This window comes from Geodermatophilus sp. SYSU D00684 (assembly GCF_054050455.1).
Map to the genome: position 1 here is coordinate 48,061 of NZ_JBJGZI010000025.1, position 12,219 is coordinate 60,279.

Sequence of the window (12,219 nt, forward strand, 5' to 3'; positions counted from 1 at the left end):
CGTGCTCCACCGCCGAGGCCCCCGCCGCAGAGACGTCCCCACCGCCGTCGGCCTGGCGCTCGGCGCGGCCGCCGACCTGCTGCTCGCCGACCCCGCGCGGCGTCACCCGGTGGCCGGGTTCGGCACGGCCGCCGCGGCGCTGGAGCGGCGGGTCTGGCGGGACTCCCGCGCGGCGGGTGCGGGGTACGCGGCGGTGCTCGCGGCGGGCGCGGCAGGGCTGGGGGCTGCGGTGGACCGCGCCACCCGGGGCCGGCCGGCGGTGCGCACCGCCGCCGTCGCCGCCGGCACGTGGGCGGTGCTGGGCGGCACGTCGCTGGGCCGGGCGGCGACGGCGATGGCCGGCGCGCTGGAGGCCGGCGACCTGCCCGCCGCCCGGGCGCTGCTGCCCACACTCGCCGGGCGGGACCCCTCGGCCCTCGACGAGGGGGAGCTGGCCCGGGCCACCGTCGAGTCGGTCGCGGAGAACACCTCCGACGCCGCCGTCGCGCCGCTGGTGTGGGGCGCGCTGGCCGGCCTGCCCGGGCTGCTGGGGTACCGCGCGGTCAACACCCTCGACGCGATGGTCGGCCACCGGTCCCCGCGCCACGCCCGGTTCGGCTGGGCCGCCGCCCGCACCGACGACGCCGCCAACTGGGTGCCCGCCCGGCTCACCGCGGCGCTGACCGTCGCCTGCGCCCCGTTCGCCGGCGGGTCGGCCCGCGGGGCGCTGCGGGTGTGGCGCCGCGACGGCGCCGCCCACCCCAGCCCCAACGCCGGCCGCTGCGAGGCCGCGGCGGCGGGCGCCCTGGGACTGCGGCTGGGCGGGCGCAACGTCTACGGCAGCCGGGTGGAGGACCGGCCGGTGCTCGGCGACGGGGCGGCGCCGGCCAGCAGCGACGTCGCGCGGGCGGTGCGCCTGTCGCGCGCGGTGTGGCTGGCCGCCGCGGCCCTCGCCGTCGCGAGCAGGGCCGCCCGCGGCCGCTGAGGAGACCGGGTCCGCGGCCCGCGCCCGTGCAGGGCGCCGCGCGGCGCCGACGGGACGGGGAAGCCGGACGGGTCGACGCGGAGGTGGCTGGCCGGCGGGTCGGCCGGGCCGCGGCCGCCGCGGACGGCGACCACCAGCGTGGTCACCGCCAGGGCGGCCAGGGCCAGCAGGAACAGCAGGACGAGGACGGCACCAGGAGTCATGGACAGGACAGTGGCACCATCCGGCCTGGACGGAAGCGGTCCAATCCGGCATGGTGGCCTGCATGCCACCGACCACGGACCAGTCCACCGCTCCCGAGCTGGCGGGGCTGGTCGGGTCACTCGGTGACCTGCCGGGCCCGCGGTACGCCGCGCTGGCCCGGCGCATCCGCGAGCTGGCGGCCCTCGGGCAGCTCGCGCCGGGCACCCGGCTGCCGGCCGAGCGCGACCTCGCGGCGGCGCTCGCGGTCAGCCGGGTGACCGTCGCCTCGGCCTACCGGCTGCTGCGCGAGGAGGGGCACGCGAGCACGCGGCACGGTGCGGGCACCGTCGTCGAGGCGCCCGCGGCCGACCCGGTGTGGACCGCCCCCACCACCGACCCGGCCGTGCTCGACCTCGCGCACGCCGCGCCCGAGGCGGCGCCGCAGCTGCTGCCCGCCTACCGGGAGGCGCTGGAGCGGCTGCCCGCCGTCGCCGCCGGGCACGGGTACGCGCCGGGCGGGCTGCTCGAGCTGCGCGCCGCGATCGCCGACCGGTACACCGCCCGCGGCCTGCCCACCGACCCCGAGCAGGTGGTGGTCACCGCGGGCACCGGGGACGCGACCGCGCTGGTGTTCGAGACGCTGCTGCAGCCCGGCGACCGCGTGCTGGTGGAACACCCCACCTACCCGGGGGCGCTGGGCCTGGTCACCGCCGCCGGCGGCCGGTGCGTCCCGGTGGCCGTGGACGCCGCCGACCCCGACGCGGTCGTCGGCGCCGCGCACATCGCCGTCCGGCAGAGCAGCCCGCGGATGGCCTTCCTCATGCCCGACTTCTCCAACCCCAGCGGTGCCCGGCTGTCGGCCGCCGGGCGCCGCCGCCTGGCCGCGACGCTGTGGCAGCAGGGCGTGCTGACCGTCGTCGACGAGGTCACCGCGGAGCTCCACCTCGACGACGGGCCGCTGCCCCCGTACGCCGCGGGCCTGCCCGACGCCGCGACGATCACCGTCGGCGGGCTGTCCAAGGCGGTGTGGGGCGGGCTGCGGGTCGGCTGGTTGCGGACCGACGCCGCCCTGGCCGGCTCGCTCGGCGCGGCGCTCGGCCGCCGCCAGCTCTCGGTGGGCCTGGTCGACCAGCTCGCCGCGGCCACCCTGGTGCGGGAGCTCGACGCGGTCCTCGACCAGCGGCGGGCCCTGCTGCGCGAGCGCCGGGAGGTGCTGCTGGCCGAGCTGGCGGCCCGCCTGCCGGCGTGGACCCCGACTCTCCCGCGCGGCGGCCTGTCGGTCTGGTGCGCGCTCCCGCCGGGCACCAGCTCCGCCGCGCTGGCGGCCGCCGCCGCCCCGCTCGGGCTGGTGCTGGCCGAGGGCCGCGCGTTCGGCACGGGCACCGCCTTCGACGACCACCTGCGGGTGCCGTTCACGCTCCCCGCGGCGGACCTGCGCAGCGCCGTCGGCACCCTCGCCGCCGTCGACGCCGCGCTGCGCCGCGATCCGGTGGTGCGGCACCCGGCGCGGCCCCTCACGGTCGTGTGACACGTACCGGACCGATGCCGTCCGATGGTCGTGCGCCCCCGGCCCCGGGGGACTACCGTCATGGAGGTCCCCGAGCGGCCGGGATCTCCCCCGGCGATCCGCAGATGGTCGAACAGCCGGCTGCGCGGCGCTCTCGCCGGGTCTGTCGCCCGGTGCGTCCCCTCGGAGCCCGCCATGACGTCGACGCAGTCGCGTGTCGCCTCCCGACACCACCCACCGGCCGCCCGGACGACGGCCCCGTCCCTCCCCCGTCCCCCCGCCGCTCCTCCGCCGTTGCCCGCGCGGCGCGCCGCCCTCGCCGGCCGCTGGCGCTACGACCGCGCCACCGGGGACTGGTGGTGGTCGGCCGAGATGGCCGCCCTGCACGGCCTTCCCGACGACGGCCCCGGCCCCTCCACCGAGGTGCTCGTGGCCGCCCAGCACCCCGACGACCGGGCGCGGACCATCGACGCGCTCTCCGCGGCGGTCACCGGGGCGCAGGCCTTCTGCCTGGAGGTCCGGCTGCGCTCCGGCGACGGCCACCGGCCCGTCGTCTTCCTCGGCGAGCCGCGGACGGACGACGACGGCCGGGTGGTCGCGGTCGAGGGCCTGATGGTCGAGGCCCCGCGGCCGGCGGTGCCGTCGGCCGAGGAGCGGGTCACGGCGCTGGAGACCGAGGTGGCCCAGCTGCGCACGGCGATGGCCAGCCGGGCACCGATCGAGCAGGCCAAGGGCGTGCTCATGCTGCTCACCGGGTGCGGCGACCAGGTGGCCTTCGACCTGCTGGCGCACATCTCCAGCCACGTCCACCGCAAGGTCCGCGACGTGGCCCTCGACCTCGTCGCCTCCGCCTCGGGAGCGCGGCCCCTGGCGCCCGAGGTGCGCGCGATCCTGCGCGACGCCTGCCCGCCCCAGGGACACGCCGAGCGCTGACCCCCGCCCCGCCCGCGCGGCCCTGCCTCCCGGACCGCGCGGGCGTCGGGGGAGGATGCCCGGGGTCCGGGCCGGCGGGCAGACGCCGGCCCCGGTCCCTGGGAGGGGGCGGACGGCGTGTTCTACCTGCTCGCGCGGTTCCTGCTGCGGCCGCTGTTCCGGGTCGTGTTCCGGCCGCGGGTCACCGGGCGGCAGCACGTGCCGCCCACCGGCGCGTTCATCATCGCCAGCAACCACCTGTCGTTCATCGACAGCATGGTCATCCCCCTGTCGGCACCGCGCCGGGTCCGGTACCTGGCCAAGGACGAGTACTTCACCGGCCGCGGCCCGGGCGGCTGGTTCACCCGCACCCTGTTCACCGCGCTGGGCGCGATGCCCGTGGAGCGCAAGGCCTCCCGCGCGGCGCAGGAGGCGCTGGACACCGCCCTCGGCGTGCTGCGCGCCGGCGAGGGCTTCGGCATCTACCCCGAGGGCACCCGCTCCCGCGACGGCCGGCTCGCGCGCGGCAAGACCGGCGTCGCGTGGCTGGCGCTCACCGCCGGCTGCCCGGTGGTGCCGGTGGCCGTCACCGGCACCGACCGGGTCCAGCCGGTCGGCGCCCGCTGGCCGCGGCCGCACCGGTTCTCGATCGAGTTCGGCGAGCCGATGACCTTCCCCGAGCACGCCGGGCAGGCGGGCAACGGCCGGGCCCGCCGCGAGGTCACCGACCGGATCATGGAGACGATCGCGGGGATGTCCGGGCAGGAGAAGGCGGGCTGGGGCAGCCCGCGCCCGGCCGCGTGAGCGGGGCGCTGCTGGTCGCCGGCACGACGTCGGACGCCGGCAAGTCCGTCGTCACCGCCGGCATCTGCCGCTGGCTGGCCCGCCAGGGCGTGCGGGTGGCGCCGTTCAAGGCGCAGAACATGAGCAACAACTCGGTGGTCACCGCCGACGGCGCCGAGATCGGGCGGGCGCAGGTCATGCAGGCCGCGGCGGCGCGGGTCGAGCCCGAGGCGGCGATGAACCCGGTGCTGCTCAAGCCCGGCGGCGAGGACGCCAGCCAGGTCGTGGTGCTCGGCCGGCCGGTCGCCGACGTCACCGCGCTGTCCTACCGGCCGATGAAGGCGGCGCTGCTGGAGCAGGCGCTGGCCTGCCTGGCCGACCTGCGGTCGCGCTTCGACGTCGTGGTGTGCGAGGGGGCCGGCTCCCCCACCGAGATCAACCTGCGCGCCGACGACATCGCCAACATGGGCCTGGCCACCGCCGCGGGGCTGCCGGTGGTCGTCGTCGGCGACATCGACCGCGGCGGGGTCTTCCCCGCCCTCTACGGCACCGTCGCGCTCATGCCGCCGGCCGACCAACGGCTGGTCGCCGGGTTCCTGGTCAACAAGTTCCGCGGCGACGTCCGGCTGCTGCGGCCCGGCCTCGAGCAGCTCACCGCGCTCACCGGCCGGCCGACGTTCGGCGTCCTGCCCTGGCTGCCCGGCGCCGCGCTCGACGTCGAGGACTCCCTCGGCATCCCCACCGGCGTCCTCGCCGCCGGGCCGCCGCACGGCGAGGAGGTGCTGCGGGTGGCCGTCGCCCGGCTGCCCCGGCTGTCCAACTCCACCGACGTCGACGCGCTGGCCGCCGAGCCCGGCGTCCTCGTCCGGTTCGTCACCCGCCCCGAGGAGGCCGCCGACGCCGACCTGCTGGTGCTGCCCGGCAGCCGCGCGACGGTGTCCGACCTCGCCTGGCTGCGCGCGACCGGGCTGGCCGACGCGGTGGTCCGCCGCGCCGCCGGGGGCCGGCCGGTGCTCGGCATCTGCGGCGGGCACCAGATGCTCGCCCGCACCATCACCGACGACGTCGAGTCGCGGGCGGGCACCGTGCCCGGGCTGGGGCTGCTGCCGGCCGACGTCCGGTTCGCGCGGGAGAAGACGCTGGGCCGCCCGTCCGGGGAGGCCCTGGGCCACCCCGTGCACGGCTACGAGATCCACCACGGCGTGGTCACCTACGGGGACGGGGCCGAGCCCTTCCTCGACGGCGGCCGGGCCGGGTCGGTGTGGGGCACCACCTGGCACGGGGCCCTGGAGAACAACGGGTTCCGCCGCGCCTTCCTCGCCGAGGTCGCCCGGGCCGCCGGCCGCCGGTTCACGCCGGCGCCGGGGACGTCCTTCGCCACGGTCCGCGAGCAGCGCCTGGACGCGCTCGGCGACGTGGTGGCCGAGCACGCCGACACCGACGCGCTGTGGCGGCTGCTCGAGGAGGGCCCGCCGGCAGACCTGCCGCTGCTGCCGCCCGGCGACGCGCTCAGCCCGCGCTGAGTACGGCTGACAGGGGCGGAGGATCCTGCTGACTCAGCGAGAAGGGCGGGGTCCGGCGGCAGGCCGGCAGCCGAGCGGCACCGGGTGAGGGAGGCGCGCGCGTCCGAAGCGGGGGCCTGCGGGCTGGGTGCGCCTGGGGAAACGCCCGGGCGGATGCGGGCCGACCAGTGCCCGGCACGGTGATGATGTGCCAGCCCGCGGGGGCACGTCGCGGCGTCAGCAGTTGGTCGCGCACGTGTCCCGGTGCCACCGACCGCGCGGACGGGCACGCAGGTACCGCCGGCAGGAGTGAGACGAGTGGTCAAGTGGTTCGTGCTCGCGGCCGGTGTTGTCGGGGCGGCGTCAGGCGCGCTGGCCGTGTACGTCGGGACCGACGACTTCCGCTACGGCGGCCGTGAGCACATCGACCTCGGCAGCTGGGTCGGAGCCGAGGACGCCTGGACGCAGTCGATGGTGCCGGGGGCTCGCTGGGCCACGGACGAGCTGTGCGGTGCCGATCTACCGTGCCGTCAGGCCGTGCAGTCCGACACCCTGACCATGTACCGGTTCGCCGAGCGGGAGGACGCCGTGGCCGCGGCGCGCGACTTCGCGGGTGAGGCGTACCTGTCGGGGTGGATCGTCGTTCGCTTCGAACCGGGGAAGCTGACGCGGGCGGAGCGCTCCGAGCTCGCGGCCGGCTTGGACTGCATCAACGTCGGGGTCACCGAGGACGGGCTCGAGTGCTGACCGTTCGCTGCGGTTGCAGTCAGCAGGACGCGATCGATCACCCTCGTCAGCCGTACTCGGCCCGCGCTGAGTCCGGCAGCGAGGTGCGGAGGGTGGGGACCGGTCACCCGCCCCGCCCGGAGGCTGCATCTGGCGAGCGCTGCGATCGGCCGCTCGGAGTGCGGTCACCAGGACGGCGGGGTGAGGCCGTAGCGCCGGATCACGTCGGCCTGCCAGTCGGGATCGGCCACCTGGAGGCCGTACTCGTCCGCGAGGGCGAGGAACCTCGCGACGTCGGTCTCGCCGGCATCCGCGAGGTCGGCGACGTCGCGGAAGAAGCGCTCGAACCCGGCCGGGCTGATGATCTCGATCATCCGCGCGGGCACCGAGCCGGCGTTCCACATGGCGTGCAGCTCCCCGCGGGGCTTGGTGATGTAGCCCCCGGGGCCCAGCACCACCTCGCGGTCTCCCGAGCGGAAGCCGATCTCTCCCTCGACGACGATCGAGTACTCGTCCTCGCGCGTGTGCAGGTGGGCGGACACGTACGCACCGATCGCGAACGGGTGCTCGACCACCGCGATCGATCCGTGGGTGTCCTCCCCCCACAGCTTGAACGCGACGCCCACGCCGTCCGGGAGGTCCACCACCCGCCCCTGGCCCGGTCGCACGATCGTCAGCGGCGGCGGGGTGCTCTCGTCCATGCCGCTTCCTCGCTCTGGCTCCTCCGGGCGTGCATGGTCCCGCTCCCGGCGCCGGGAGTCGAGAGGCGCCGTGCCCGGGAGCCCGGCAGGCGCTCCGGCGGGCGTGCCCGGCGGAGGCCGCTCCCGAGACCCGTTCCCCGGCTCAGCCCGCGCTGAGCGCGGCCTCGAGACGCTCCCGGACGTCGTCGGGCCACGGCACGGGCTGCCCGCCGGCGCGCGCGACGTAGGTGTTGCGGACGACGCAGCAGACCCGCTCCCCCACGCGCACGGTGAACCGCACGGTCACGCTGGTGCGCCCCAGCCGCTCGGCCTGCGCGTCGACGTCGACCGTGTCGCCCCAGCCGGCCGACGACGACCACTCGAGCGTGCTGGCCTTGACCACCGGGTCCACCCGCGCCGCCAGCTCGTCCCACGGCAGCCCGATCGACGCCCACCACGCGGTGGAGGCCTCGTCGGCCCAGACGAGGTAGTGCGCGTTGAAGACGACGCCCTGCTGGTCGCACTCGACGAAACGGACCGGGGAGCTCCACGTGACCGGCACGGCGCGACGCTAGCGGGGGCTACCGTCGTCGCGTGCAGCCCGACCCGGTCCTCGCCTCCTACCGCCCGCCCTCGCAGCTGGTGCTGGACAAGGAGATCGACCACCTCGACGTCCACTGCCGGGCCCTGATCGGGCTGTCGCCGTTCCTCACCCTCTCGACCGCCGACGCCGACGGCTGGCCGGAGGTCTCCCCGCGCGGCGGCGACCCGGGCTTCGTCAAGGTGCTCGACGAGCACCGGCTGGTGCTGCCCGACCGGCAGGGCAACAACCGGCTCGACAGCCTCCGCAAGGTGGCGGTCAACCCGCGGGTGGCGCTGCTGTTCTTCGTCCCCGGCCTCGAGGAGACGCTCAAGGTCTTCGGCACCGCCGGGCTGCTGCCCGCCGACGCCCTCGGCCTCGACCTCACCGAGTTCGGCCGGGAGCCGCGCTCGGTCATGGTGGTGACCGTGCAGCGCGCCTACCTGCACTGCGCCAAGGCGGTCATGCGCTCGGGGCTGTGGGACCCGGCGAGCCGGATCGACCGCGGCGCCCTGCCGCCGTTCGGCACGATGATCCGCGACCACTGCGGGCTGGAGAACCCGCTGCCGGACGACGCCACCATCCGCGCGGACCTCGCCCTGGAGCTCTAGGAGGACCTCCCTGCCCCCACCGCTCGCGGGCTCGCGCTGGGTCCCTGCAGGCAGGCCGTTCCAGCCCGTCACCAGGCCCTGCCAGGCTGCGGCCATGGCGACCGAGTTCCAGGTGACGATCGACGCCGCCGAGCCGCACGTGCTCGCCGACTGGTGGGCCGAGGCGCTGGGCTGGCGGGTGGAGCCGCAGGACGAGGCGTTCATCCGGCGGATGGTCGAGGCCGGGCACGCGAGCGAGGACCAGACGACGACGCATCGCGGCGCGCTGGTGTGGGCCGCCGGCGCGGCGATCACCGCGCCGGACCCCGGGCGGCCGCGCGTGCTGTTCCAGGGCGTGCCCGAGGCGAAGACGGTCAAGAACCGCGTGCACCTGGACCTGCGGGTGGGCGACGAGCGGCGCGAGGCCGAGGTGGCGCGGCTGCTCGGGATGGGCGCCACCGAGCTCTGGCGGGCGTCGCAGGGCCCGTTCTCCTGGGTGACGATGGCCGACCCGGAGGGCAACGAGTTCTGCGTGACCTGAGGGCCTAGACGGGCAGGTCGCGGGCCAGGCGCCGGGTGACGACCGCGCGCCGGGCCACGCGGCGGACCCGGTTGCGCCGGGGTCTGCGCTCGGTGCCGAGGTACCGGGCGTCCTCGACGAGCTGGAACGCGGCGAGCACGCTGGCGCGCGGTTCCCGCGACAGCGGGACTGCGGGGATCACAGGCTGGGCCGAGGTCATGGGAGCCCCCTCTCCCGGGACGCGGTGCTGGCGTCCCGTGACGCAATGGTGCCCGCGATCGACCCGCCGTAACCGGAACCGGGGCGGCTTGGTACCGGTGTGACGAACGAGGCAGACGGGACGGCGTGTCCGCTGGCGCCTCCGTACGGTTCCTGTCCATGGACCGCCCGCGCCGCCTCGTGGCCGCCGTTCGCGGGCTCGTGCGCACCGTCGCCGCGCCGTCCGCCCGCCGCGCCGCGCGCCGCCCGGCCCCGGCGCCGCCGACCGCCGCCCGGCCGGCGGGGATCGACGTCGGCTACCGGCCGCGGGCCGACGGCCGGCCCGACCCGGGCGAGGTCGTCTGGGCCTGGGTGCCCTTCGACGAGGGCGACGGCCGGGGCAAGGACCGCCCGGTGCTGGTCGTCGGCCGCCGCGGGGAGGACCTGCTCGGCCTCCTGCTGACCAGCAAGGACCACGACCGCGACGCCGCCGACGAGGCCCGGTACGGGCGCAGCTGGATGGACGTCGGCACCGGCGCCTGGGACGGCCGGGGCCGGCCGAGCGAGGTGCGGCTGGACCGGCTGCTGACCCTGGACCCCGCGCGGGTGCGGCGGGAGGGCGCGGCGCTGGACCGGGCGCTGTTCGACCGGGTGGTCGACGCCGCCCGGCGCACGCAGGGCTGGTGAGCGCGGGTCAGTCGCCGCGGCGCGGCTGGGGCTCGCGCTGGCGCAGGTGGTAGACGCCGGCCTGGCCGGGCAGGGGCTGCAGGTCGTAGCGCGAGACGACCTTCGGCCCGCCGTGCAGGTGCACGTGCGTGACCGTGGGCAGCGGCGCGCCGTGCCGGGCGGCGCGGACCTCCACCCGCCCGTCGAGGGGACCGCCCACGAACAGCAGGACGGCGTCCTGCTCGTCGGCGGTGGCGTCCACGACGGCAGTCTCCACGTCGGACAGCTCGGTCTCCTCCTCCGGCGCACGGCTCACCCGGTCGAGGGTAGGCGCGCGGTGCCACCGGTCAGGACGGCCGGCGGCGCAGCCTGCGGGCGATGAGCGGCGCCGCGAGCAGCATCACGAACAGCCGCAGCACCTGGACGGCGAGCACGAAGGTCGCGTCCGCGCCGGTACCGGTGGCCGTGGCGAGGACGGCGTAGAGGCCGCCGGGCGTCGTCGCGAGGTAGGCGTCGAGCTCGCTGACGCCGGTGGCCGCCGACAGGACGACGCCCAGCCCGGCGCACGCGACGACGAGGCCGACGATCACCGCCAGCGCCGGCAGCAGCGCCCGGCCCACGGTGCGCAGGCTCGCGACGGTGAACCGGAGCCCCACCTGCAGGCCGATGAGCACGAATGCCGCCGCCTCCACCGGGCCGGGCACCGTGGCGCCGCCGGAGAGCCCGCCGAGGTCGGCCGCGGCGGCCACCAGCAGCGGCCCGAGCAGCGCCGGCACCGGCAGGTGCACCAGCCGGGCCAGCACCGCGCCCACCACGCCGCAGGCGGCGGTGAACAGCAGCCCGGCGGGCCAGCCGGGCCCGGCCTCCACGGTGACCGCGCCCCCGGCGCCGGGGTCCGCGCCGTAGACCGTCGTCGCCACGACCGGCATCGCGACGACGATGAGCAGCACCCGCAGGTACTGCAGGACGGCGACCATCCGGTCGTCGGCGCCGAGGTCGCGGGCCATCGCGGTGATGCCCGACGCGCCGCCGGCGATCATCGCGAACGCCCCGGTCACCGGGCTGATCCCGGGCTGGCGGCGCAGCAGCAGCCCGGCGCCGACGGTGAGCAGCAGCGTGGCGAGGGTGACCAGGAGGACCGGCGCCCAGTCCTCGCCGATGGCGGCCAGGGTGTCGGGGTCGACCAGCGCGCCGATCGAGATGCCGACGACCGCCTGCGCCGCGGCCGCCGCGGGCCGCGGGACGTCGAGCGGCGTGCGCCCGGCCAGGCCGCGCACCAGGCCGGCGAGCAGCCCGCCGAACAGCGCGGCCGACGGGACGCCGACGCGGGCGAGCAGCCACCCGGCCGCCGCGGCGCCGGCGAGGACGAGGGCGGCGTCGGCGAGCCCGCGGGGGTCGGGGCGACGCCCCCTCACAGACCGGCGATGCGGCGCAGCTCGGCGACGTGCGCCTCGAAGGCGCGGCGCCCGGTCCGGGTCAGCGACAGGCTGGTGCGCTGGCGGGACGCGACGGTCGCCTTGCTGACCTCCACGTACCCGGCCTCCTCCAGCTGCTTGACGTGCTTGGACAGCACCGAGTCGCTCACGCCGACCCGGTCGCGCACGGTGGCGAACTCCATCGTGGCGACGGCGGCGAGCAGCCCGCAGATCTGCAGCCGCGGCGGCGGGTGGATGACCGCGTCGAAGTGCGGCGCGACCGCGGTCACAGCCCGCTCCGCAGCCCGGCCACCCAGCGGCGGCCCCACACCCGGCTGAGCCCGCCGGCCGCGACGCCCAGCACCGCGCCGGCCGGCACCATCACCCAATGCCGGTCGTACCCCTCCGCCAGCACGAACGCCGGCACGAGGACGACCAGGACGAACGCGCCCCAGGCCGCCGCCACCCGCGGCGGGGTGTCCACCCACACCCCGGTGATCCGCCGGTAGGCCGCCACCAGCGCGCCCAGGCCGGCGGCGAACAGGACCAGCGCCGGGAAGGTCACCCACAGCGAGTCGAGGGCGTAGCTGGCGAGGAGGGCGAACAGCAGCAGGCCGAGCGCGACGTCGTACCACCACGGCTGCAGGACGCGGTCGGCCAGCGCCTCCCGGTCGGCCCGCAGCGTGGCGAGCTGCGCGGCGGCGGTGTCGCGGTCGATCGCGTCGTTTTCCATGTCGGAAAGCGTGGACCGCCTCTTTCCGTTCCGTCAAGTCACCGCCCGGCCTCCCGCCCCGCCGGATCGCGTGGTTCCATGACCGGGCCACAGCGACGGCAGTGGAGGAAGCCCGGTGCGAGTCCGGCGCGGTCCCGCCACTGTGACCGGGGAGTCCGACCCCACCTGAGGCCACTGGTCCCGCGAGGGGCCGGGAAGGCCGGGGCCGGGCGCTGATCCGGGAGCCAGGAGACTCCCGCCGTCGTCCCTGCCACCTCCGG

16 protein-coding genes and 1 riboswitch are annotated in these 12,219 nt (G+C 77.2%); of the genes, 9 read left to right on the forward strand and 7 right to left on the reverse strand.

Going from position 1 to position 12,219, the window contains the following annotated elements; all coding sequences use genetic code 11:
• Nucleotide 1 precedes the first annotated feature (1 nt).
• The 6 genes from ACI79L_RS17940 (at nt 2) to ACI79L_RS17965 (ending at nt 6,598) form a co-directional block, all read left to right on the forward strand.
• Nucleotides 2-964: a cobalamin biosynthesis protein gene (locus ACI79L_RS17940; protein ID WP_456938071.1), complete on the forward strand. Its 963-nt coding sequence runs from the start codon at nt 2-4 to the stop codon at nt 962-964.
• A 265-nt stretch (nt 965-1,229) separates the two neighbouring features.
• Nucleotides 1,230-2,675 carry a MocR-like transcription factor YczR gene (yczR, locus tag ACI79L_RS17945; protein WP_456938072.1) on the forward strand — a complete coding sequence of 482 codons (1,446 nt, stop codon included), beginning with the start codon at nt 1,230-1,232 and terminating at the stop codon, nt 2,673-2,675.
• Between the two features lie 273 nt (nt 2,676-2,948).
• Nucleotides 2,949-3,587 (forward strand): ANTAR domain-containing protein, encoded by a 639-nt coding sequence (locus tag ACI79L_RS17950; protein WP_456938073.1) that lies wholly within the window; start codon nt 2,949-2,951, stop codon nt 3,585-3,587.
• 117 nt (nt 3,588-3,704) lie between these two features.
• Nucleotides 3,705-4,370: a lysophospholipid acyltransferase family protein gene (locus ACI79L_RS17955; RefSeq protein ID WP_456938074.1), complete on the forward strand. Its 666-nt coding sequence runs from the start codon at nt 3,705-3,707 to the stop codon at nt 4,368-4,370.
• The gene (locus tag ACI79L_RS17960) at nt 4,367-5,872 is read left to right on the forward strand and encodes a cobyric acid synthase (protein ID WP_456938075.1); all 1,506 of its coding nucleotides are present in this window, start codon (nt 4,367-4,369) and stop codon (nt 5,870-5,872) included. Before ACI79L_RS17955 ends, ACI79L_RS17960 begins: the two co-directional genes overlap by 4 nt.
• A gap of 297 nt (nt 5,873-6,169) precedes the next feature.
• Nucleotides 6,170-6,598, forward strand: coding sequence for a hypothetical protein (locus ACI79L_RS17965; protein WP_456938076.1), 429 nt, complete (start codon nt 6,170-6,172; stop codon nt 6,596-6,598).
• A 164-nt stretch (nt 6,599-6,762) separates the two neighbouring features.
• Here ACI79L_RS17965 and ACI79L_RS17970 read toward each other — a convergent pair whose 3' ends face one another.
• Nucleotides 6,763-7,278: a cupin domain-containing protein gene (locus tag ACI79L_RS17970; RefSeq protein WP_456938077.1), complete on the reverse strand. Its 516-nt coding sequence runs from the start codon at nt 7,276-7,278 to the stop codon at nt 6,763-6,765.
• Between the two features lie 142 nt (nt 7,279-7,420).
• The gene (locus ACI79L_RS17975) at nt 7,421-7,819 is read right to left on the reverse strand and encodes an acyl-CoA thioesterase (protein WP_456938078.1); all 399 of its coding nucleotides are present in this window, start codon (nt 7,817-7,819) and stop codon (nt 7,421-7,423) included.
• A gap of 32 nt (nt 7,820-7,851) precedes the next feature.
• Between ACI79L_RS17975 and ACI79L_RS17980 the strand changes: the two genes are divergently transcribed.
• Both ACI79L_RS17980 and ACI79L_RS17985 read left to right on the forward strand, forming a co-directional pair.
• Nucleotides 7,852-8,448 (forward strand): MSMEG_1061 family FMN-dependent PPOX-type flavoprotein, encoded by a 597-nt coding sequence (locus ACI79L_RS17980; RefSeq protein WP_456938079.1) that lies wholly within the window; start codon nt 7,852-7,854, stop codon nt 8,446-8,448.
• 94 nt (nt 8,449-8,542) lie between these two features.
• A complete protein-coding gene (locus ACI79L_RS17985) occupies nt 8,543-8,968 on the forward strand; it encodes a VOC family protein (protein ID WP_456938080.1) in 426 nt (141 codons plus the stop codon).
• Between the two features lie 4 nt (nt 8,969-8,972).
• Here ACI79L_RS17985 and ACI79L_RS17990 read toward each other — a convergent pair whose 3' ends face one another.
• The gene (locus tag ACI79L_RS17990; RefSeq protein WP_456938081.1) at nt 8,973-9,167 is read right to left on the reverse strand and encodes a hypothetical protein; all 195 of its coding nucleotides are present in this window, start codon (nt 9,165-9,167) and stop codon (nt 8,973-8,975) included.
• 158 nt (nt 9,168-9,325) lie between these two features.
• Here ACI79L_RS17990 and ACI79L_RS17995 point away from each other — a divergent pair, with 158 nt between their 5' ends.
• Complete coding sequence (locus tag ACI79L_RS17995; protein ID WP_456938082.1) at nt 9,326-9,832, forward strand: type II toxin-antitoxin system PemK/MazF family toxin; 507 nt, start codon at nt 9,326-9,328, stop codon at nt 9,830-9,832.
• A 7-nt stretch (nt 9,833-9,839) separates the two neighbouring features.
• Here ACI79L_RS17995 and ACI79L_RS18000 read toward each other — a convergent pair whose 3' ends face one another.
• From ACI79L_RS18000 to ACI79L_RS18015, 4 genes are read right to left on the reverse strand one after another with little or no spacing between them, the layout of a single operon-like run.
• On the reverse strand, nt 9,840-10,127 hold the full coding sequence (locus tag ACI79L_RS18000; protein ID WP_456938083.1) for a hypothetical protein: 288 nt from the start codon (nt 10,125-10,127) through the stop codon (nt 9,840-9,842).
• Between the two features lie 31 nt (nt 10,128-10,158).
• Nucleotides 10,159-11,226 carry an AbrB family transcriptional regulator gene (locus tag ACI79L_RS18005; RefSeq protein WP_456938084.1) on the reverse strand — a complete coding sequence of 356 codons (1,068 nt, stop codon included), beginning with the start codon at nt 11,224-11,226 and terminating at the stop codon, nt 10,159-10,161.
• Nucleotides 11,223-11,516, reverse strand: coding sequence for a transcriptional regulator (locus tag ACI79L_RS18010; protein ID WP_456938085.1), 294 nt, complete (start codon nt 11,514-11,516; stop codon nt 11,223-11,225). The genes ACI79L_RS18005 and ACI79L_RS18010 overlap by 4 nt, the downstream gene beginning before the upstream one ends.
• Nucleotides 11,513-11,959, reverse strand: a complete 447-nt coding sequence (locus ACI79L_RS18015; protein WP_456938086.1) for a hypothetical protein — start codon at nt 11,957-11,959, stop codon at nt 11,513-11,515. The genes ACI79L_RS18010 and ACI79L_RS18015 overlap by 4 nt, the downstream gene beginning before the upstream one ends.
• Nucleotides 11,960-12,064: 105 nt before the next feature.
• Nucleotides 12,065-12,193: riboswitch (cobalamin riboswitch) on the forward strand.
• Nucleotides 12,194-12,219: the final 26 nt, after the last annotated feature.